General features: G+C 38.3%; 14 protein-coding genes, 1 tRNA gene and 1 riboswitch. Of the genes, 5 read left to right on the plus strand and 10 right to left on the minus strand.

The window, feature by feature from the left end; genetic code table 11:
• Positions 1 to 86: 86 nt before the first annotated feature.
• Positions 87 to 1,487 (minus strand): histidine--tRNA ligase, encoded by a 1,401-nt coding sequence (gene hisS, locus HXT53_RS03765; protein ID WP_004111603.1) that lies wholly within the window; start codon positions 1,485 to 1,487, stop codon positions 87 to 89.
• A 96-nt stretch (positions 1,488 to 1,583) separates the two neighbouring features.
• Between hisS and HXT53_RS03770 the strand changes: the two genes are divergently transcribed.
• Positions 1,584 to 2,951 (plus strand): DUF349 domain-containing protein, encoded by a 1,368-nt coding sequence (locus HXT53_RS03770; protein ID WP_004111602.1) that lies wholly within the window; start codon positions 1,584 to 1,586, stop codon positions 2,949 to 2,951.
• A 63-nt stretch (positions 2,952 to 3,014) separates the two neighbouring features.
• Here the strand turns inward: HXT53_RS03770 and HXT53_RS03775 are convergent, their stop codons facing one another.
• The 7 genes from HXT53_RS03775 to HXT53_RS03805 all read right to left on the minus strand — a co-directional run bounded on the left by HXT53_RS03775 (position 3,015) and on the right by HXT53_RS03805 (position 14,302).
• Entirely contained in the window at positions 3,015 to 4,163 is a 1,149-nt protein-coding gene (locus tag HXT53_RS03775; RefSeq protein WP_004117833.1) for an Mrp/NBP35 family ATP-binding protein, read from the minus strand.
• Between the two features lie 9 nt (positions 4,164 to 4,172).
• Positions 4,173 to 7,055, minus strand: a complete 2,883-nt coding sequence (gene ligA, locus HXT53_RS03780) for an NAD-dependent DNA ligase LigA (RefSeq protein ID WP_004117830.1) — start codon at positions 7,053 to 7,055, stop codon at positions 4,173 to 4,175.
• A gap of 86 nt (positions 7,056 to 7,141) precedes the next feature.
• Complete coding sequence (locus HXT53_RS03785) at positions 7,142 to 10,441, minus strand: tetratricopeptide repeat protein (protein WP_421779960.1); 3,300 nt, start codon at positions 10,439 to 10,441, stop codon at positions 7,142 to 7,144.
• A gap of 270 nt (positions 10,442 to 10,711) precedes the next feature.
• A complete protein-coding gene (locus tag HXT53_RS03790; protein WP_004115065.1) occupies positions 10,712 to 11,611 on the minus strand; it encodes a LysR substrate-binding domain-containing protein in 900 nt (299 codons plus the stop codon).
• An 89-nt stretch (positions 11,612 to 11,700) separates the two neighbouring features.
• Positions 11,701 to 13,314 (minus strand): alkyl hydroperoxide reductase subunit F, encoded by a 1,614-nt coding sequence (gene ahpF, locus HXT53_RS03795; protein WP_421780706.1) that lies wholly within the window; start codon positions 13,312 to 13,314, stop codon positions 11,701 to 11,703.
• A gap of 75 nt (positions 13,315 to 13,389) precedes the next feature.
• Positions 13,390 to 13,953, minus strand: a complete 564-nt coding sequence (gene ahpC / locus HXT53_RS03800; protein ID WP_004115062.1) for an alkyl hydroperoxide reductase subunit C — start codon at positions 13,951 to 13,953, stop codon at positions 13,390 to 13,392.
• A 273-nt stretch (positions 13,954 to 14,226) separates the two neighbouring features.
• Positions 14,227 to 14,302 (minus strand) — tRNA-Gly (locus HXT53_RS03805).
• Between the two features lie 304 nt (positions 14,303 to 14,606).
• On the opposite strand from HXT53_RS03805, the gene adhP reads away from it, so the two are divergent.
• Positions 14,607 to 15,617: an alcohol dehydrogenase AdhP gene (adhP, locus tag HXT53_RS03810; RefSeq protein ID WP_004111567.1), complete on the plus strand. Its 1,011-nt coding sequence runs from the start codon at positions 14,607 to 14,609 to the stop codon at positions 15,615 to 15,617.
• A gap of 99 nt (positions 15,618 to 15,716) precedes the next feature.
• Here adhP and HXT53_RS03815 read toward each other — a convergent pair whose 3' ends face one another.
• Positions 15,717 to 16,727 carry a glycosyltransferase gene (locus HXT53_RS03815; RefSeq protein WP_004111565.1) on the minus strand — a complete coding sequence of 337 codons (1,011 nt, stop codon included), beginning with the start codon at positions 16,725 to 16,727 and terminating at the stop codon, positions 15,717 to 15,719.
• Between the two features lie 108 nt (positions 16,728 to 16,835).
• A riboswitch (FMN riboswitch) is annotated at positions 16,836 to 16,987 on the plus strand.
• Positions 16,988 to 16,992: 5 nt separating this feature from the next.
• On the opposite strand from HXT53_RS03815, the gene HXT53_RS03820 reads away from it, so the two are divergent.
• The 3 genes from HXT53_RS03820 to HXT53_RS03830 all read left to right on the plus strand — a co-directional run bounded on the left by HXT53_RS03820 (position 16,993) and on the right by HXT53_RS03830 (position 20,546).
• Complete coding sequence (locus HXT53_RS03820) at positions 16,993 to 17,592, plus strand: ECF transporter S component (RefSeq protein ID WP_004111564.1); 600 nt, start codon at positions 16,993 to 16,995, stop codon at positions 17,590 to 17,592.
• 58 nt (positions 17,593 to 17,650) lie between these two features.
• Positions 17,651 to 19,996, plus strand: coding sequence for an energy-coupling factor transporter ATPase (locus HXT53_RS03825; RefSeq protein WP_421779963.1), 2,346 nt, complete (start codon positions 17,651 to 17,653; stop codon positions 19,994 to 19,996).
• Positions 19,997 to 20,240: 244 nt separating this feature from the next.
• Complete coding sequence (locus tag HXT53_RS03830) at positions 20,241 to 20,546, plus strand: YhbY family RNA-binding protein (RefSeq protein WP_004117809.1); 306 nt, start codon at positions 20,241 to 20,243, stop codon at positions 20,544 to 20,546.
• A 74-nt stretch (positions 20,547 to 20,620) separates the two neighbouring features.
• Here HXT53_RS03830 and HXT53_RS03835 read toward each other — a convergent pair whose 3' ends face one another.
• Positions 20,621 to 21,994, minus strand: a complete 1,374-nt coding sequence (locus HXT53_RS03835) for a replication-associated recombination protein A (protein ID WP_421779965.1) — start codon at positions 21,992 to 21,994, stop codon at positions 20,621 to 20,623.
• Between the last annotated feature and the right edge of the window lie 68 nt (positions 21,995 to 22,062).

Genomic DNA, 22,062 nt, shown 5'->3' on the forward strand with positions numbered 1-22,062 from the left:
GTTAATTTTTGTTTTGACTTTAATAGTTTACCGCATGAATCGCGCGTTCAAATATTGCAAAATATATTCTTAAAATATAAAGCAAATTATTGAGCGCAAGAAACAGTCTGCCGGGCATAAACAGTATCTGGTTGCCAAGACGTGGCGTCTGCAGAAACTTGTTCCCCAGTAATAATATTCTTCACTTCATCATGGTTAGATTCAGAATCTGCACTATCAGCTGGGAACCACACATAAGGAATACCTAACTTATCTGCATATTTTATCTGCTTACCAAGTTTTGCTGCACTTGGAGAGACATCGGCAGCAATTCCTCTAGCACGAAGCTTTCGAGCAATCTCGTTACAAGCAGACCTATCTTCCTCATTCCAAACTGCCACCAATACTGCAGCAGGAGAAACACGGGAAACAGTGGCACCAGCTGTGTGAAGCATATAAGAAAGTAAACGCGAAAGTCCTATAGAAAGACCTACGCCTGGATACTTTTTATTACCTTGAGAAACAAGATTGTCGTAGCGTCCGCCAGAGCAGATTGATCCAAGGGATTCAGCACCATCCAAGAATGTTTCATACACAGAGCCAGTGTAATAATCCAATCCTCGCGCAATCTTCAAATCTGCCACAACAGCACCTGGACGAATTTTTGCTGCATCGTCCACAATCATTGCAAGAGTTTCAACACCTTGTGAAGCTAAAGTGTACGATTCGTTATCTTCACTGCGAGAAATATCATGCTTATCGCATAATTCATCGAAACGAGACTTCAACTCATCTCCTGTTTCAGCAGTAAGTTCAGCCAATTCTAAGCATGCAGCAGCTTGGGAGTCCGTAGCTCCGCACTCTTTTACCAAAAGCTTAGCAACTTCTTCAGCGCCAATTTTGTCGAGTTTGTCGATTTCTCGAAGAACTCCCTCAATATCGCTTAAACCAATACCTCGATAAAAACCTTCAGAAAGCTTACGATTATTGGCGTGAACAGTGGCTTTAGGTAATCCAAATTCGCGCAAACGTTCAAGTGCTTCTACCATAACAAGAGGAAGCTCTACTTCGTAGTGAGACGGCAAATCACCATTCCCCACAACATCAATATCTGCTTGAACAAATTCACGGAAGCGTCCTTCTTGCGGACGTTCGCCGCGCCAAACTTTTTGCATCTGCCAGCGTTTAAAAGGAAAAGCTAAATCGCCAGTGTGTTCAACAACATAACGACTAAGAGGAACTGTTAAATCAAAATGCAAACCTATTCGATTTTCAACAGGAGTGTCGCTTTCATGCCCCACCTCTTGCAATCTAGACAAAAGATATATTTCTTTGCTAGTTTCGCCTTTTTTTAACAGACTTGAACCCTGCTCAACAGCACGAGTTTCAATGCCTATAAAACCATTTAATTCAAATACTTCCCGCAATGTGTCCATAACACGCTGTTCAACAGCGCGCTCACTAGGAAGCCACTCTGGAAAACCAGATATTGATGAGCCTTGTACCATGTCCACTATAATAGGTTATGTTGCGGAAAAATCATGGCTTACCGTCATACTTATTCGTAACACTGTTACCGTGCATTTGCTGTAAGGAGTCGACCCGTGACCGAACAGACTAAACCTGAAGAAACTACTAAACAAACTACCCCAAAGCCGCATGCGCCGTCGCCTGCAAACTTTGCTAACAAGGCTCGCGTTGTTGCTGCGGTTCCAACTATCTCGTATAGCGACGAAGATGTTAAAACCGCTAAAACCTTTGGGCGAGTTGATGAAAATGGAAACGTTTATGTTCGTGAAGGAGCTGACGAACGCGAAGTGGGTCAGTATTCTACTGGTACTCCAGAGGATGCTTTGACTTTCTACGTACATCGTTATCTTGACTTAAAGATCAAGCTTGATCTCTTCGAAAAAAGACTTGAATCGTCTAATGTGAGACCTAAGGAAATTGATGAGACTTTAGCTACTTTAGAGGCGGATCTTAAGGAACCATCGGTAGTTGGAGACATCGCTGCTTTGAATGCTCGACACGCCGAATTGCAAGCTAAGGCTGCGTCTAAAAAAGAAGAACTTGCAAAAGCTCGCAAAGATGAATTAGATAAAGCTCTTAAAGAACGTACTGCTATTGTTGAACAGGCAGAAACGTTAGTTGCTCAAATAGGTGATTCTACAAATTGGCGCTCGCTTTCAGATAAGCTTCGTTCCCTGTTTGACAAGTGGCAGCAACATCAGCGCACTACGATTCATCTCAATAAGGCGGATGCTGACGCTTTGTGGCAGCGATTTTCTAAAGCTCGTTCTGCTTTCACTCAAGCACGCAACGCTTGGGTTAAGGAGCGTGATACTGAAAGAAATACTGCTAAAGAAATTAAGGAAGCCATTATTGCTGAAGCTGAAAGCTTGAAGGAATCAACTAAATGGCGTGAGACTTCTATGAAGTTTAATGCTTTGATGGATCGCTGGAAGAAGGCTGGAAATGCTGGTCGTCAGCACGACGATGAGTTATGGGCTAAGTTCCGTGAAGCTGCAGACACATTCTATCATGCTCGTCAAGAAGATAGAGAAAAGATGAATGCTGGTGAAAAAGAAAATCTTTCCAAGAAGGAAGCTTTGCTTGTTAAGGCAGAAGCTCTTCTTCCTGTTAAAGATGAAGAAGCAGCAAAAGCAGCTCGCAAAGCATTATCTGAGATTCAAGAAGAATGGGACAAGATTGGTTTTGTTCCACGCGAAGATATGCGCAGAATTGAATCCCGCTTAAATGATGTGGATAAGAAGATTAAGGCTGTTGAAGATGCTGCTTGGAAAGATGCTGACCCAGAGGCAGACGCTCGTAAGTCTAGTTTTGCTACGCAATTGAAGGCTCAGCTCGAGGAGCTTGATTCTAAAATTGCAAGTGAAAAAGATGCAAAGCGTAAGGCTAAGCTTCAGGCTGAAAAAGCTACAAAAGAACAATGGTTGAATGCTATTAAGTAATTAATCATTAATCATTTAAATATGGGGTTACTTAAAAATTAAGTAACCCCATATTTAATAGTTTTATTTAACAGTTTCCATTAAAGCTTTAGCAAGTTGAATAAAGGTGTTAGCTAATTGTGAATTAGCTAGGCTTCCATCCTTTTTAAGAACCGCAGGTCTGCCAGACTCTCCAATTTCTCTAATACTCGTATCTAATGGAATTTGTGCTAAAAGAGGCACATTCTTACCAAGAGCTTTACAAAGCTGGTCACTAACGCGTTTTCCGCCACCTGAACCAAAGATTTCCAAGCGCGCTCCATTATTTTCAAACCAACTCATATTTTCTACAACTCCACGCACATTAACTGGAATTTGCAACGCCATAAGACCTGCTCTAACGGCAACATCTGAAGCACTAGGCTGAGGAGTTGTAACAACCACAAGCTCCACATTAGGCAATGATTGAGCAACAGCCAGAGCCATATCTCCAGTTCCAGGCGCCAAATCTAAAAGAAGCACATCTGGGTCTGCCCACCAAACGTCGCAAAGAAACTGTTCAAGAGAACGTTGCAAGCGAGGACCACGCCACAAAATCGCACGATCTGTTCCAGCAAACATTCCAATAGAAATCAGTTTAACTCCCCAAGCTTCCACTGGCATAAGCATGCCATTCAAATTAGTAGGCTGACTTGTAACACCAAACATACGCGGTAGAGAAAATCCATAAACGTCTGCATCTATTGCTGCTGTTTTGTATCCAAGAGCCGCGAAAGTGGCTGCTAAATTGGCAGTTATGGAAGACTTTCCAACTCCCCCTTTTCCAGATGCTATAGCAAAAATTCTTGTTTTAACGCCATTTTTATTAAAAGGATTTTCTTTACGTTCCTCTTTCAAATCCGAAACAAGTTTTGCAAGCTTATCCTTACTCATAGCGCTTATATTTACGTGAGGAACAAGATTTGCATTAGGATATTTTTTTACAGCTGATTGAATTCTCTGTGTAATTACTTGTGCTAGAGGACAATCTGGAACAGTAAGTTCTATGCTTATAGTCACATCATAAGTTGGATAAGAATTATCAAAATCGCATACACTAGTGACATTTTGTTTTCCACTTACGTGTATGCCAGTTACCATATTTAGTTCAGTAACTGAACGACCTAATTCTGGATCAATAACACTTCCTAATAGATCGTAAATGCGAGTTTCGAGTTCAATAGTGCTGCTCATTTTTAACTTTTACGATTCGTTCTTAAAATCAAGTTCGTATTTGCTATCTAGAGCAGATTCAATACTGCCAGTATTAAGCAAAATCTTAAATTGATTCTCATCTAGCATAGGTATACCAAGTTCTTCTGCTTTAGTGGCTTTAGAACCAGCATTTTCTCCTACAATAACGCAATACGTCTTTTTGCTAACAGAAGAGGCTGCTTTTCCTCCCCTAGAAGAAATAGCTTCTTTAGCTGAATCTCTGGTAAAGCCTTCTAATGATCCTGTAACAACAACCGTTTTGCCACTAAGAGTCTGTTCGATACTGTCCGCATTAGAAGAGTCAGAAGATCCAACTACTCCGGCTTCATTCCATTTACGTAAAACTTCACTACGCCAATCTTGAGGATTCTTCGATTTTTCAAACCAATCGTATACAGCTTGAGCAATTTCTGGACCAACTCCATCAATTTGTGTTAAATCTTCAACAGATGCTTTAGAAATATTCTCAATTGAACCAAATCTTGCCGCTATTAGTCTTGCTGTAGGCGGACCAAGTCTACGAATAGACAAAGCCACTAGCACACGCCAAAGTGTTGCAGACTTACCCTTTTGAACTATTTCTTCTAACATTGCTCTTGTTGTTTCGCTTGGACGAGTGTATTCAGGAACACTCACTGTTTGAAGAACATTATTTTTACGAATTTTCTTTTCAACTAACCTTATTACATAAGCGTCAGAAGGAACTTCAAATATTGGGTAATCTGGATTTAAAGATTCCTTAAGCTCATCACTGTTGGAATCATCATTGGATTTTCTTCTTGTAGCTTCTAAAGGTCTAGTCCAGAATGCAGAAACCTGTCTCCACAATCCAGATCCGCCTATTTTTTTAGTTCTTTTCTTTAATTTTCCGTCTTTTCCTAATTCTTTCCATTCTTCAACAAGAGGTATTTCTTTCCAAACTTTAATATTTCGCAAATCGGCTGCAGTAATGTTAAAAATATCCGCTTCGCTTCTTATAACAGGTTCTTGAGATTTTGGAAGATCAAACACAGATTCTGGAATAGTTGGTTGCAAAGAAGATCCGCGCTGAATTACTATTTTGTCAATATCAGGATGATAGACCTCTGCAGTTGTAGGTCTAGAATCTTCTGGATTTGTTAAAGCTAGTGCAGAAGATTCTCCAAGATTTTCAATGTCGAATGCGTGCCTCGATGCAAGATTAATTATTCTCTCTGTTAATTGTGCTGGGCAGTTTTCTACATTTGGACAACGAATATCCTTGTCTCCCTCTTTAGCAGGTGCAAGCTTAGATCCGCATGATGGGCAATACTCTGGCATAACAAATTTGCGTAATTTGCTTTCATTTCCATCCCTATACTTTAGTACTGGACCAACTAATTCTGGTATAACATCGCCAGCTTTACGAACAACAACAGTATCGCCTATAAGCACACCTTTATGCTCAACTTCGTAAGGATTATGCAATGTTGTGCGCGATATTGTAGATCCTGCAACAGTTACTGGGTCCAAAACAGCAACAGGAGTGACTCTACCTGTTCTTCCTACTTGAACAACAATGTCTTTAAGAACAGTATTTACTTCTTCTGGAGGATACTTGTACGCAATTGCCCATCTTGGTGCTCTAGATGTAGACCCTAGTTCTCTTTGCAAAGCACGATCGTCTACTTTAACTACAATTCCATCTAAGGCATGAATAATAGAGTTTCTGTGTTCTCCATAGTATTCAATCATATCTTCTATTTGTTCAAAAGACGTAACTTTGCGAGTATAAGGAGATACGGGTATCCCCCATTTTTTATACAGCTCGTATGCGTCCGACTGATTAAACGATGTTTGCTTATGTGATTTATGCTCAGAATCATTTTTTACTGAATCTTTCCACTTTAAATCACCTAATCCATGCGCTATAAAGCTTAATCTTCTTGTTGCAGTGATTCTAGGATCCTTTTGTCTTAAAGACCCTGCAGCAGCGTTTCTTGGATTAGCAAAAGCAGGCTTTCCTAAATCTTCTTGCTCAATATTCAGCTTTCTAAAATCCGCCCATTTCATAAAAACTTCACCACGAATTTCCACAAATTCTGGAATATCGTCTGAATTTTCGCATTTAAGCTGAGTCGGTATTTCTTCGATTGTTCTTACATTCAGAGATATGTCTTCTCCAGTAACGCCATCTCCTCGAGTTAGCCCTTGTTCCAAAGTTCCATTTCTGTATATGAGATTTAACGCAAGTCCATCAATTTTTACTTCGCATGTCATTGGCAATGGCTTATTTTGGGGCCATTTTAAATCGCGAATAATGCTATCGTACCAAGATTTTAGCTCTTCTAATGAGAATACATCGTCTAAACTCATCATTCTTGATGGATGTTTAACTGACACAAAATCGTTCGAAAAAGTTCCACCAACTCTATGTGTTGGTGATTGAGGCGTATCTAATATTGGGAATGTAGATTCTAGTGAGCTTAAAACTCGCATTCTTGTGTCATAAGCAGCGTCAGAACTACTTGGTGAATCATCAACATAATAAGCTATCTGATCTGATTGAGCCCAAGCAGCTAATTTTGCCCATAATCTAGCAGCTTGCTCGCTTGTTAAAAGTGAAGGTTCTAGCTTAGATAATGCAATAGCGTCTACATCTGTTGGCTCTAATTTAGAAATCCAATCATTAAAATCTGTAGTTGAACTAAACTCGTGTGATGTGTTAGATGTATTGTTCTCGCCTGGCTCATGAACATTTTGGTTTTGATTATCGACTGTGCTAATGCTTGAAGATAATGAATCGTTGTTAACACTTGATTTATCAGTATTTAGCGAATCATCAAAATCGTCGAAAAGAGATAATTGTTCTCCAACTGCGTGTGACGACTTATCGCTATTAGACGCAATCATAAGCTTTCCCTTCAAAACCTTTTCATTATCCTATCTACCAGACAGGAGTCAATAACTGATTATAATTACTATTTAATAAGAGTTGTTTATGAGTTAAGCGAGCGCAAAAACTGCATTTGAACAACGTTATCTGATGAATTGTTGCTGAACAGCATTCTTGCTCTTGCAACGGAAAGCGTTCGTGCAATAACAAACATTCCCTCGTTTACTGTTATTTTTGCAGCTTCATCAATAATCTCATAAGCTTCAACATCTGGCCATTTTGGAACATTGTTTATTTTTAAAACTTCTTCTACTTGAGACATATCATTAGGAGCTGGAATGCACTGTGACTGCATACGGCTCAGTAATTCATCAAGCTCTATTTCAATAGACTCAATTTTTCCAGAAGATAAATTGTCTGCCATTTTATATGATGCTACAGCAAGAGGGAAATTATCTTGCATCCACTCTGCGTAAGCAAGTCTGTAATATATAAAAGCGGCGTCTTCTCTATCAAAGCATACTGGTAATGCGTTTAGACACACTGCTTCTACAGAAGTCCAATCTTCTTTCTCTGTAAGCTGTGAAGCTAACTTGAGATGAGAAATAACATATGTTGGAGCGTATGAAACCATTGTGTTTAAGTGTTTTAGTGCATCCTCATGCCTGCTGAGTTGAGTTAGTAAGTCTGCTAACTCCATATGCGCGTAAAAAAGACCATCTGGTATAAGTATCATACGTTCATTTTGGGTTGCAAATATTCGATTGTATACAACTCGCTCTGCGTAGGAATTAAAGTATCTTGGTACAACATCGTTGAAGGAAAACATGGAATCGAAATGTTTTACTGCATTTTCGTATTCTTCGATGGCATTTTCCAAGTCTCCACTCATAAATTGCTCATGAGCATGAAGTCTCATATTATAAATATCTTTTGAAACTTTAAAAGATATTTCGGGTATTTCTTTTTCGTCTATTAAAGCGCTTGTTATAAGATTTGCTTTCTCATTTAATTCTGGATCGTCAATACTTTCCACAATATCCATTGCCATACGAGCTTTTTCTGCATTAGATATCATTACTTCTGACGATATGTGATGAAAATCCGCAACAGCCTGTTGTAATAAATCTTCTCTTTGAATTGAAAGACCTTTAGAGTTGGTAGTACCTAATGCTTTTTGAGATTTGATGTCAAAAATTACATCTGAAAACTCAGGTTCTTCCTGTGCTCCATGAGGAGAAAAACAACTATCTCTCAGATCAAAGCTTGGTTCAATCGGGTTTAATACGCCTTCTTCATCTATTTTCATATTTGCGTTAAATTTTTTGTATGCGCCAAGAGGATTATTCAACCCATTTGCACGAATATGTTTTATAAAAGATTCGCGATTGAATGTGACTGTCAATAAAGACTTTACAGTTGGGTATTTGCTAAAAGCATCCATAGGATCAGGTTCAATAGGATCTGATCCAATATCGTTCGTATTGCTATCACTAATCTCAGTATCACTGTAGCTATCACTAGAATTTATCGATTTGCTACCGGTGGCTTTATTACTACTATCAGGCACAGTCACTTCATCTTCGTGAAGAATAGTATGATTAGTAAAGTTTTGTAAATCTTGCACATTCGCTAGTCCGTTATTAACATCTCCATGAATATCTCCATCTTTAGGATCGCCTTTAGAACGAGCTGCCTCACGATTCATATTATTCAAAGCATTAATTGTTTGATTTAGGATTTTACTCATAGCATCATCTTGAGCAGCAACCATTTCTTCTAAGCCTATTGAATCTAATCTTATAGATACATTCTGTACTTCTTCACTTGCTCCAAATGCAAGGGTTGCCATGATTATTCCAAGTCGAAGATTGTAATCAGTTGTCATACGAGACTTATCTGCACTAGTTAAAGTAATCCATTTTTGGTTAGCAGAATCAAATCTTCTAGTAGGCATCATCGAACTGCCAGTTGCCATAAATGCTAATACAACATTACCGTCTTCTAGATTAGAGCGAAAATCAGTATCAAACCTAAATGGTAAATAAAGACTTCTAATTAATCCAGATAATCTTTGCCTATAAGACCATTCGCAATTAGAAGATCCATCTGACTTGTAAATATAAAGGTCGTTAGATTTTTTTGCAGTATTCCACAAGTGCATTAATGGGCGAATATTGTCGTCTTGTAAAGGATTACCAAAACTATTCATATCCAATTCGCCGTTAGCACAAAACGCTGGATCTTCTATAAACGATAAATCTATTTCAGATATTTGACCAAAGTTTACAGAATTTTCCGTTAAATTACCGCCATTAGCGCAATTTTCTTCTAAACAACTACTAATGGACTGGAAACGGTTAATAGCACCTTCTATTCGCAATACTTTCAACGCAGCTTTTGCTTCTAAAGAATCATCCCATACTAGGAAATTAGCGTCTGAAACTTGCGACTTTTGCAAATGTAAGCGTTCTGCTCCATGAACAGCTTCAAGCGGACCACTATGTTCTAAAGCGCCAGAATCTAACATAAGATAAGCAAAATATTTTTCCATTGACGAAACACGCAAACCTGCTTTTTCCGCCACTTTTGAATCCATAATGCTTCTTCTAATAGCTCCAAGAGGGGCTTCCTTTGTAAGACGCCTAAAAATATTGCCAGATCCGAAACCGCTAAACGCTCTAGTTATATCTGGAATAAAGAACGATGCAAAGAAAGATGTTGAAATAGCATCGCAGTATGAAAGATTGCAACGGAGTCTGTCAGGAAGCAAAACTCTAGTTTCTTCAAGAGTATATGCTTCTTTTTTGTCATTAACTTTACGAATCCAAGATGATACCCATTGCATGCCTTCATCTTGTGATAGCTGAACAACTACATCTCCTCTTATAACAACTAAATCAGATTCACGATTATTTTTATTGATTGAATTTACTTTTTTACGCGCATGACTCGCATGAGTAATTTTCCTATCATCAACACCATAGAAACGTAACGAATCTTTAAGAGTCATAGAATTTTGTTCTACAAAAGATAACTCTGGTATTCTTTCCATCGTATCTTCAATAGAAATGTCATGTCCTGTATAAACACGACCTTCAAAATCTGCAACAGCAAGCTGACGAAAACGTTTGCAATCATCGTTGAATAATCCAATAGCTATACCATGTTTTTTCCCAGAAAGTTTAATCCAACCTAACTTTACGTTTTTTGGCATCATTGGAAAATCTTTAAAAATATGCTTTTTAGAAAATATCCTGACTGGAATAGATTCTCTATTTTCCCACAATGTTTTAATGGTTTCCTGCACAATCTGCATACTATCATCTGCAATATCTGAGCGATTTTTTTCACTACTTTCGGCAGAATCTATTTTCTTGCTAGATTGCACTTCGTCTTGCATATTCCTCGTTCTTTCGTTTTAAAGCCAACTACTATTTTCGTAAAACCCGTAAAACTAAATATTTAAGTGATTTCCATACGTGTTGCATTTATTCTTACTCAAACATTTTAAGTATAGCTGATTATCAGTTCGAAAAACACAATTAGAAGTAGAATATGTTTTAACTCTTTTAGAACAAAATCAAATTATATTTCATTTCAATCTTGTTTTAATCTAACATGTGAATGCTTTAATTGCTTTTAAAGTTTAAAAATATAAATTTTATTAACTTCACTTATGCAAATTCACGCATGCACCAGAAATAATCTTAGCTAAACCGTCCATAATTTGATCCACTGGAGAAGCTGCTCTCCAGTTTAAATACAGCGAACGATATGGTTTTGGATCTTTAAACTCGCGAATTGTTAATCCTGATGGCTGAACAATTGGAGGAAGAATAGAAAGACGCGGAAGCAAAGTCACATCTTTACTTCCAACAACCATGTATCGTAAGGTTTCCAAAGACGTAGCATAAAATTCAGACTGTTTTGCACCAACTTTTTGACATACATCTATCATGCTTCTACGCATGCAATGACCATCTTCTAAAAGTAGCACTTTTTGGCTAGACAATTGCGAAACATCAATCGGAGTTTTTTCATGACCAAACTGCGAATTTGTAGAAGCAGCCAATAAAAAGTCCTCGTCAAAAATATGTTTTACTTTCAAAGAAGATTCATTTAATTGCTCGCTTAATATTGCGCCATCAATCTGACCACTATGCAACATTTCTACAAGGCTAGCAGACTTTTCTTCAACAAATCGAATATTAAAATTCGGCTTAACTTTACGCAAAACTGGCATTATTCTTGGCAAAAGATAAGGGCATAATGTTGGAAAAACGCCTAAAACTATAGTAGATGACCATGGGTCTTCTAATCGCCTTGCTGCTTGATAAATACTTGAAACGTCGGCATGAATACGCTTTGCATAATACACGACTTCTCTGCCTGCTGGAGTTAGAATTTGCTTTCCAGGAGTTCTTTCAATAAGACAAACTCCAAGCAAATCTTCTAACTTTTTAATTTGCGTAGACAACGTTGGTTGAGAAACGTGCATACGTTCAGCTGCTTTTGTAAAACTTTCCTCTTTTGCAAAAGCAATTAAGTATTCAAGTGATTTAATGTTCACGTAATCATCTTTCTTATTAAAAGTAGTAAGAATATAATATATATAAATTTTAAGTATCAAAAGCTTATGCGTTAAAAGTTAATCTAGTTTTACACATTTCTAATTAGATAGTCGAATGCACTAAGAGCCGCGTTTGCTCCAGATCCATATGCTGTAACAATTTGCTTATAAGGCTCATCTGTGCAATCGCCAGCAGCAAAAATGCCATGAACACTCGTGCACCCTTTTCTATCTGTTACTATTTCCGAACGATTATTTAAGCTTAGTTTGTTTGAAATCCATTTAGTATTTGGCATTAAACCAATTTGAACAAACACGCCGTCTGTGTGCAAAATTTTCTCACTATTTTCACCATTATTAGCATTGCGATCTTTATAACGTACTGCAATAACCTTTGTTCCGTCTCCTTCTATAGAACTAAGAGCAGCACCTATTATTACAGTAGTATTAGAAAGATTATTTAGAGCATTAACTAATATTTGATCTGCTTTAAGCGTGTTCATATACTCGATTAGAGTAACGTGATTTGCAACACCTGCTAAGTCTATTGCAGCTTCGACTCCAGAATTTCCTCCGCCAACAACTACAACATTCTTATTTTTAAATAATGGACCATCGCAATGCGGGCAGAACGACACTCCCTTGTTTATATATTCGTCTTCCCCAGGAATGCCAAGTGTTCTCCATGTAGCGCCTGTTGCAATAATCACTGCTTTAGCTTTTAAGCTTCCGCCAGATTTAGTACTAATTGTGTGCAATCCGTAAGATTCTTCAGCAATATCTAAAGATGTAGCCCAATCGGGAGTAAATACGTCAATGTCATATTGAGCAATGTGGTTTGTTAAATCGTTAGCAAGCTTTGCGCCTGTTGTGTGCGTTTGCGAAATATGATTTTCAATGCTTTCTGTTTCAACAACTTGACCGCCTCTGTGGTCCATAATCATTGCTGTTTTAAGGCCTTTTCTAGCTGTGTAAATCGCTGCGGCGCTTGCAGCAGGGCCTCCACCTACAAGAATAACGTCGTACGGATTTTTGGCGTTCATTTTTTGCGCTAGTGAAGAATCGCCAGAAACCTTAGAATTGCTTGAATCGCTATTTTCCTCTTGACTTAAAAGAATCGCAACTAATTCGTCTATAGATGATCTTCCAGAAGAAATCATTTTTCCGTTTTCAAAAACTGCAGGAACACTCATTACGCCAAGAGAATCTACCTCGTCTTTAAAAGCGCTCCCTTCTACAGCAATATGTTTTACTTTAGGATTAATAATCGAAATTGTATTAAGCGATTGAACAACCTCTGGGCAATTAATGCAAGTAACAGACATGTATGTTGTAACTTCATGACTTCCAATGCTCAAAATTGCTTTGCGCTGACCATCGCTTATTTTGGGAGCGTAACCGCTTACTTGCAAAATCGCTAAAACTAAAGAGCTAAACTCGTGTCCAAGAGGTAAACCAGCAAAGCTTACGGACACATTAGTTTGTGGATTAAGTACTGCGAAACTTGGTTTGCGATTTACGCGACTTTTATCACCTTCTATAACAGTGATTTTGCTGCTTTGATCTGCTACTTCATTTAAAAGCTCAATAACTTTTTGAGAATTTTTACTACTATCAACATATGCAACAAGATTAATAGGATTAACCATTTTTGTTAGTAATCCAGCAAGTTGAGTAGTTAAGTTTGAATCCAATAAAGACATTATTTTCACTTTCTATTCTTAAGTAGCAGATCTTTAGCAGTAAATTAATTATTAGAAAATCAGACTTTTAAAAAATCAGATCTTCCCAACCAAGTCAATAGATGGAGCAAGTGTTTCTTCTCCCTGCTCCCACTTTGCTGGACATACTTCTCCTGGATGGGCTGCAATAAATTGAGCAGCTTTAACTTTGCGAAGCATCTCATCTGCATTTCTGCCGATTCCATCTGCTGTCATCTCGTAGAATTGAATATTTCCTTGAGGATCAACCAAGAATGTTGCACGGTGAGCTAAACCAGATTCCTCATTCAAAGCATTAAAGTTTTTAGAGAGCGCGCCGTTTGGATCTCCAAGCATTGTGTATTTTACTTTTGCAATAGCTTTAGAGTCATCGTGCCAAGCTTTGTGAACAAAATGAGTGTCTGTTGAAACAGAATAAACTTCTACGCCTAATTTTTGAAGATCTTCGTAGTGATTTGCAAGATCTTCAAGCTCTGTTGGGCACACAAACGAAAAGTCTGCTGGATAGAAGAAGAATATAGCCCACTTTCCAAGAACATCATTATCGCTTACTTCTACAAATTCCCCATTCTTATATCCGTTTACTTTAAACGGAAGAATATGCGTACCAATAAGGCTCATAACAACTCCAATCTTTAATTGTTTATTTAAAAAATTTTCATTTCTTGCAATTAGCAATATTTTGACCTATTTGCTAAATCTAATTATTTAGAATCAGAATTCAGCATTAAAATCATGATAGATTATTTATATCAAAAAGACTATATGTATAGACAACATCTATAGCGCTAGATGTCGTATATCAATAACTCTTTAATAAATTTATATTTTCATAAAACAAATATGACTAAAACAAACTAAAAAAAAATATAACAAAAGCAGAAGAAAAAAAAATGGAGCGGACAACGGGACTCGAACCCGCGGTCTCAACCTTGGCAAGGTTGCGCTTTACCAACTAAGCTATGTCCGCAAACAAAATGTCATAATAGCCTGATTTCTTTATAAATGCAAGTTATGAGTAAAAATAAAAATTTATAGTGATTTTTCTGCAATATACATGCAATTTTACGGAGTGTTGAATAAAAGAAAAATATTGATTACGATAATTATTATCATTAAGCCATAAATTTTTATAAAATTTTTCTTAAAATGTGATTTTTATCATGAAAAATCGTAAAAATAATGTAGAATAAAAGATAGCTTTTACCAAACAGGTAAAAGAAACCAAAAAGGTAATGTTTTTCAAAGATGAAGCATAGAACAAGGAGGTTTCTATGAAGGCTATTGTTGCAACCAAAGATAAGAAGGCTCAGGTTGTAGAGAAGGAACTCCGCCCATTGGAATTTGGTGAGGCCTTACTCGATATGGAGTGCTGCGGCGTATGCCACACCGATCTTCACGTTAAGAACCAAGATTTTGGCGATAAAACAGGCGTTGTTCTTGGACACGAAGGTATTGGCATTGTTAAGGAAGTTGGCCCTGGTGTTACAACATTAAAGCCAGGCGACCGTGCATCTGTAGCATGGTTCTTCAAGGGTTGCGGACATTGCGAATATTGCACCACAGGCAGAGAAACACTTTGCCGTAGCGTTTTGAACGCAGGATACACTGCCGATGGTGGCATGTCTCAAGAGTGCATCGTCGCAGCAGACTACGCAGTAAAGGTCCCAGAAGGCTTGGATCCAGCTCCTGCAAGCTCCATCACTTGCGCTGGCGTTACAACCTACAAGGCTATTAAGGAATCTGGCGTACATCCAGGCGAATGGCTTATTTTATTCGGTCTTGGCGGTCTTGGTAATCTTGCGTTGCAATATGCAAAGAACGTATTTGGTGCGCACGTAATCGCAGTAGATGTTAACGATGCTCAGCTTGAATTTGCTAAGGAATATGGCGCAGATTTGTGCGTGAACCCACTTAAGGAAAATGTTCCTGAATTTGCTATGAAGAAGGTAGGCGGCGCTCATGGCGCTGTCGTAACCGCTGTAAGCAAGGCTGCTTTTAACAGCGCAGTTGACTCTGTGCGAGCAGGCGGCACTGTTGCAGCTGTTGGTCTTCCACCAGAAGAAATGGAACTTAGCATTCCTCGCCTTGTTCTTGACGGAATCCGCTTGGTTGGTTCTCTTGTTGGAACTCGTAAGGATTTGGAAGAAGCGTTCCAGTTTGGTGCTGAAGGCAAGGTTCTTCCACAGTGCCATATGCGCAAGATGGAAGACATTAACGACATCTTCGACGAGATGCTCAGCGGTAAGATTCGCGGTCGAATGGTAATCGACCTCTCCCACTGAAAAAGAGATAAAATAAAAAAAAAACTAAAAGCCACTTAGCAAATGCTAGGTGGCTTTTAGTTTATGTTTTAAGATGTTTTAAGACTTAATTTTTGTACACTATTTCAACGGAGGCATTGGCTTCCAATTAGGATCATGCAAAATTTTTCTGCTTGCAATCCAACCAGTAAAAAGCTTTTTAACACCACTTAAAATATGCTCACGATCTACAGCAACAAGCCTAATAAACTCTTTTGCAGCAGTTAATGCTGTTCCAAGAGCAAACATAAATGGTCGATAATCGCCATGAATCATAAAGTATCGCGCCATAAAACCACGATTTCGCATAATATGGTAACGATTCATGTCAGAAGTAGAATTTAGTTGACGAACGCCAGCAATATCCCAATTAGGAATATTACGAGTTCTACGAAGAATAACATCTTTTACAACAATCGGATTCGTAACTTTGCTAGCAAGGTATCCGTAAGTTGTGTCATCCCAATAAATAAAATAATGCGGATCTGGCAAACCGATTTTCTCTACAATATTGCGCTTAAATAATCCGCCTTCAAAGCACATAGTGTTCATAACGCGATACCCAGATGGTCCAAATGCTGCTGGAGCAATTGGGTTAGGGATTCCAAGAGAAACAATAAATTTATATTGCCAATAAAAATCGCCACCGTCGTAGTCTAAACGGCTGCCTTGAATCACATCGTGGCTTTTAGTCCACTTTGAAAGACGTTCAATAGATTCTGGAACAGTTTCAACATCATCGTCCATAACCCAGAACCACTGCGCGCCAAGTTCATACGCTTTTTTAACACCAGCACTAAAACCGCCAGCTCCCCCAAGATTGCTGCTTTGAGGCGCGTAAACAACGCGGTTTGAATCGCCAAAATTATCCACGCTAGCAGAACCCCAGCGACGTGTAAGAACATCATCTAAATCTTGCACCATATCACGAGTTTTTTCACTCTTCTCATTGTCTACAACAACAATCCTCCATGGGCATTGATTTAATCGTTCAAAAGATTTAAACAGATTTTCAAGCAACTCCTGACGCTTATAAGTAACTACAACAACAGCAAGCTTATCAATAGTATTATCATTTATAACTTCGCTCATATTTTTAATATTACACTAGCATTGCCATCAATATTATTAATAAAATTCAAATTTTTTAGTACAAACTTCATTTTCAGATAAATGTTCATAGCATAAGATAAAAATAAAGTGTAGTTTCAGGGAAGGTGAAAATCCTTACTGGCGGTAACGAGGTAATTCTTGTATTAGTGAATTTTCTCGAAGCCCGCGAGCGGCAACGCGCTGCTGATTCGGTTAAAATCCGAAGCCAACGGTTAAAGTCCGGATGAAAGAAACGGAGGCTCTAATGAGCATTTCACGCGAAAATAATCATAAAACAAGCAATCACACAGCAAATAATCACGCAACTTACTCTGGCACAAACTATTGGTCAAGCGAAAAAATTGCTAAATACGCGCTATTCGTTGCGCTCTCTATTGCTGTAAGCTTTATAGAATTTCCACTTATTCCAGACGTAAACTACCTTAAATATGATCCTTCGGGAATTGTGTGTTTAATTGCAGGATTTGCATACGGACCATTCGCCGCTGCAATCGTAAGCGTACTAGGATTTGCTCCACACTTCTTTACTAACCCGTTTGGCGCAATAATGGCAATATTGGTTTCAATGGGCGCTTCTGTTAGCGCTGCAATCGTCTACAAAAAAATTAGAACCAAAGAAGGCGCTATTATTTCGCTTATAGTTGGCTCTGTAGTTGCGATTGCTCTTGCAATAGTCGGAAATCTTATTATTACGCCGCTTTATGCGCATATGAGCGTTGAACAAGTTGCCGCTCTTATAGTTCCAGCTCTGCTACCGTTTAACGTGATTAAGCTTGCGATTCATTGCGTAATAACTATGCTTGTTTATAAGCCTGTTTCAAAACTTCTTAACTACAACAAGTAGCAAACAAATAGCATTAGCCAAAATAGCATTAGTCAATTAAGTAAAAAGCAAGCTGATTATGCAAAGCAATAAAGTTATTCAAGATAAAACATGTTGCAAAGTCGAAAAAAGCAATACGGATTATTTTGCTAAAAAAGATAATGCTGTTTCTTTGCAAAAAGTTCGCTTTAGCTACGATGGCGGAAAAACTTGGATTCTAGACGGAATAGATCTTGAAATTGCATATGGTCAAAGAATCGCAATCATTGGCAAAAATGGTAGTGGAAAGTCCACGCTAGCTAAAATTATTGCAGGACTTTCTTCCCCAGATTCTGGAATTGTTACGCTATGCGGAATAAAAGTTTTTGAAGCAAACAATGTTGATTCAAAAGCTTACCAAAAAGCACGAGAATCTATTGGAGCATTGTTTCAAAGCCCAGAAGACCAAATCGTTACAACAGTTGTAGAAGACGATGTTGCTTTTGGGCTTGAAAACTTGTGCGCTTCTAAAGAATTTATGAAGCAAAATATAAGCAATGCTTTACGCGCTGTAAACATGGAAAATCACCGTTTTAACGACCCGAGCAATATGAGTGGAGGTCAGCAGCAGCGCGTTGCTATTGCATCGTCGATTGCTACAAAATCAAAACTTCTTGTATTAGATGAGCCTACAAGCATGCTTGATTCTTGCGCAAAAGAAGATGTAAATAAGCTTTTTAACAAATTGCAAACGAGCGGCACAACAATCGTGCAAGTAACGCATAAGATTAGCGAATGCAAAAATGCGGATCGAATATTGATGCTAGAAAATGGAAAATTGCGTGATGTAAGTTTATTGGAATTAGATGAATTTTTCACGGAAAAATCGCCAGCTGTTATTGAATCAAAAAGCATGACGGAAAATGCAAAAAAATCAAATACAGCAATTGAAATATCGAATTTAAATGTGAGCTATACAAATAGTCAAACTCCAATAATAAGAGACTATTCTCTAAGCGTAAAATCAGGCGAAATCGTTGCAATAATGGGAAAAAACGGGTGCGGAAAATCAACGCTCGCAAAAGCAATATGCGCACTTATTAAATACGATTCTGGCTCCATTTGCGTAAACGGAATAAAAATTAGCGAAAAAACAAGCAAATCGCAAATGCGAGAAATTCGCAAAAACATTGGTTACGTTATGCAATTGCCAGAACAGCAACTTTTTGCACAAACTGTTTTTGAAGACGTAGCATACGGGCCAAAAAACTTTGGATTAGAAGGACGTGAATTACATTCCAGAGTATTGAACGCACTAAAATCATTGCATATTGAACACTTAGCACAAAAATCCCCATTCGAACTTTCTGGCGGACAGCAACGACTAGCAGCAATCGCAGGTGTTTTAGCTTGCAATCCAAAAATTTTGGTTTTAGACGAGCCTACAGCAGGATTAGATTTTGAGTATGCAAAAATCGTATTAAAAATTTTAAGCGATTTACACAATAAAGGCATAACAATTATTGTTATTACTCACGATCTAAACGAAGCAAAATCGCTTGGAGCGCGCATAGTTACGTTAGAATCGCGCAAAAAGAAGGAGATTCAAGAACCCGCGCAAGACGAAAAGCTTGAAAATGCTAGCGAGAATGTTAACGAAAAGAAAAACGAAATCAAAAACAAGTCATTGCTAAGCTTATTCAATACGCGAATCATACTAATATCATGCTTAATTCTTATGTTTAGCGCGTTTAGTATTACAAACTTCTATCAACTAGGAATTCTTGCACTATCAACGCTTGCTCTAATATTTCTCGCTAGAATATCACCTATAAAATTATTGTTGTCATTGCATATGTTTATTGCAATATTCGTATTTTCTGGAATGTTTAATCTTCTAGTTGTGCATTCTGGAAGAGAAATTTTTAAAATTGGACCGCTATTAATAACAGATGATGGAATAAAGTTTGCAATACTTTTCGCTTCAAGATTTTCGCTTGTTATACTAATCGGATCAATAATTGTACTAACAATAAGCCAAACGCAGTTGACTGAAGCGTGCGCGTCTATTATTTCGCCTCTTAGAATCATAGGATTGCCAAGTCAAGAAATTGCTCTTATTATGAGCCTCGCTTTGCGATTTTTGCCGACTCTTGCAAAAGAAGCAGAATCTGTAGCTTTAGCTCAAATTGCAAGAGGCGGAAACATAAAAGACGGGTCTATAAAAAAGCGATTGCAAGCAATAACATCTCTTATAGTTCCAGGATTTGCAAGCGTGATTCGGCACGCAAACACACTGGGACTTGCGCTAGATTCTAGATGCTACGTTCCTGGAGCTAAGCGCACGCACTTACATACGGAGAAAATGCGCTTAAAAGACTTTGCACTTTTAATAATTACATTAGCTATTGTGTGCGGAATAATTTTTGCTGGAATATTTGTATAACTGATAACTGTAATATTTGCATATTGAGCGTATTAATCGTATTGAACGTATTGAACGCGGATTCTTACGGTTAATGTATAATCCGATAAGCATTGAAAATTTAAGCGTTACAAGTAGATGATCAATAGTCGATAGTTGTTTGTTGATAATTGCGTTTGACAATATAGCGTTTTGACGTTTTAATGTTTTGAAAATTGACGTTTTAGCGTTTTACGCATGTTAAACGCGATTTGGAAGGAAAATAATGGCATTAACTAAAAAGCAGATTAAGCAATTGCGCGCGCTCGCTAACACTTTAAGCCCATTGCTTTACGTTGGAAAAAACGATATTAGCGATGCTGCTGTTAAGCAAGCGGATGAGACAATGCAATCTCATGAGCTTATGAAGTGCGCTGTACAAGATGGCTCTGGATTAAGCGCTAAAGAAGCTGCGCAGGAACTCGCAGAACATCTTGGTGCAGAAGTCGTGCAAGTAATTGGCAACCGTTTTGTGTTATTCCGCGTTTCAAATCGCGAAGATATTGACCACATTATGCTTGTTCGTGAATAAAACTCTCTTAAAAAAATAGTAATACTGTATTAAAAGGCTTCTTAGAATTGTAAGAAGCCTTTTAATTATTGACTTTAGTTATTGTCAGCAGATTTGTGGAGAATATTGCGGATTTGAGATAAACGTTGCGAAATCTCGTGCTCGTAGCCGCGATTATTTGGGTGATAATATTCGCGACCAACTAGCTCATCTGGCATATATTGTTGCGATGCCACAGCACCCGGATAATCGTGAGCATACTTGTACCCATCATGATTGCCCCAACTTTTCATCAAAGCAGTTGGCGCGTTACGCAAACGAAGAGGCACTTGACCGATATTTCCAGTATCAACGTCTTGCAAAGCCTTATTAATAGCGTTGTAGCTTGCGTTTGATTTTGGAGCAGTTGCTACAGCAATCACAGCTTCCGAAAGAATAATGCGCGCTTCTGGCATTCCGATTAAAGCAACTGCTTGAGCTGCAGCAACAGTTACTTGTAAAATTTGCGGCGCTGCCATACCAACTTCTTCGGCAGCAGCAATCATAATTCGCCTTGCAATAAAACGCGGGTCTTCACCAGCTCTAAGCATTCGCGCTAAATAATGCAAAGAAGCGTCAACATCACTTCCGCGCATTGATTTAATAAAAGCAGAAATAACATCGTAATGGTCATCGCCATCTTTGTCATAGCGAACTGTAGTAGTATCCATTACGTTAGAAACTATATCAGCAGTAATTACAGGCTTATTTTTACCATGCTGCAACGCAACATCTCCTGTTACTGCTCCTGCTGCCGCTTCTAGAATAGTAAGAGTTTTGCGAGCATCTCCCCCGCTTAAACGAATAATTGAATCTATTGCGTCTTCGTCGATTTTAAGCTGATTATTAAGACCATTTTCGCTAGAAATTGCGCGTTCTATCAGAGTGTGCAAATCTTCTACACTAAGAGACTCAAGTTTAACAACTACTGATCTGCTAAGTAGTGGCTTAATGATTGAAAAACTTGGGTTTTCGGTAGTAGCTCCAATAAAAGTTACGTCGCGATTTTCTACGCTTGGAAGCAAAGCATCTTGCTGTGATTTAGAAAAACGATGAACTTCGTCAATAAACAGAACTGTTTCTTGACCTTTACTAACTAAACGCTCATGTGCTCGATCTAACACAGCTCGAACATCTTTAACTCCAGAAGTTACAGCAGAAAGCTCTTCAAACACGCGACCAGACTGTCTAGCCACAATATAAGCAAGCGTAGTTTTACCAACTCCTGGAGGTCCAAACAACACAACAGAACTTGGAGCAGTAAGAGAACCTTTAGATTGTGGATTTGCAAGCCTGCGCAAAGGCGAACCTTCTTTTAGCGCATGCGACTGCCCCAACACATCTTCAATACTGCTTGGGCGCATACGCACTGCCAACGGACGCGTAACATCGCTAGGTGCACTACTTGCGGAAAATAAATCTTTCTCCATGAATACCAGCTTACACTACATATAGAACAAACGTTCGATTGCATTCTGCATTCTGTGTTTTACCTTCT

The organism is Gardnerella sp. KA00390 (assembly GCF_049244075.1).
In the GTDB taxonomy this organism is placed as follows: domain Bacteria; phylum Actinomycetota; class Actinomycetes; order Actinomycetales; family Bifidobacteriaceae; genus Bifidobacterium; species Bifidobacterium vaginale.

What these genes read in the sequence shown, in the direction of transcription:
- hisS (WP_004111603.1), bottom strand. Translation starts at nt 1,487, where the DNA reads ATGGTACAAGGCTCATCAATATCTGGTTTTCCAGAGTGGCTTCCTAGT.
- HXT53_RS03775 (WP_004117833.1), bottom strand. Translation starts at nt 4,163, where the DNA reads ATGAGCAGCACTATTGAACTCGAAACTCGCATTTACGATCTATTAGGA.
- ligA (WP_004117830.1), bottom strand. Translation starts at nt 7,055, where the DNA reads ATGATTGCGTCTAATAGCGATAAGTCGTCACACGCAGTTGGAGAACAA.
- HXT53_RS03785 (WP_421779960.1), bottom strand. Translation starts at nt 10,441, where the DNA reads ATGCAAGACGAAGTGCAATCTAGCAAGAAAATAGATTCTGCCGAAAGT.
- ahpF (WP_421780706.1), bottom strand. Translation starts at nt 13,314, where the DNA reads ATGTCTTTATTGGATTCAAACTTAACTACTCAACTTGCTGGATTACTA.
- ahpC (WP_004115062.1), bottom strand. Translation starts at nt 13,953, where the DNA reads ATGAGCCTTATTGGTACGCATATTCTTCCGTTTAAAGTAAACGGATAT.
- adhP (WP_004111567.1), top strand. Translation starts at nt 14,607, where the DNA reads ATGAAGGCTATTGTTGCAACCAAAGATAAGAAGGCTCAGGTTGTAGAG.
- HXT53_RS03815 (WP_004111565.1), bottom strand. Translation starts at nt 16,727, where the DNA reads ATGAGCGAAGTTATAAATGATAATACTATTGATAAGCTTGCTGTTGTT.
- HXT53_RS03820 (WP_004111564.1), top strand. Translation starts at nt 16,993, where the DNA reads ATGAGCATTTCACGCGAAAATAATCATAAAACAAGCAATCACACAGCA.
- HXT53_RS03825 (WP_421779963.1), top strand. Translation starts at nt 17,651, where the DNA reads ATGCAAAGCAATAAAGTTATTCAAGATAAAACATGTTGCAAAGTCGAA.
- HXT53_RS03830 (WP_004117809.1), top strand. Translation starts at nt 20,241, where the DNA reads ATGGCATTAACTAAAAAGCAGATTAAGCAATTGCGCGCGCTCGCTAAC.
- HXT53_RS03835 (WP_421779965.1), bottom strand. Translation starts at nt 21,994, where the DNA reads ATGGAGAAAGATTTATTTTCCGCAAGTAGTGCACCTAGCGATGTTACG.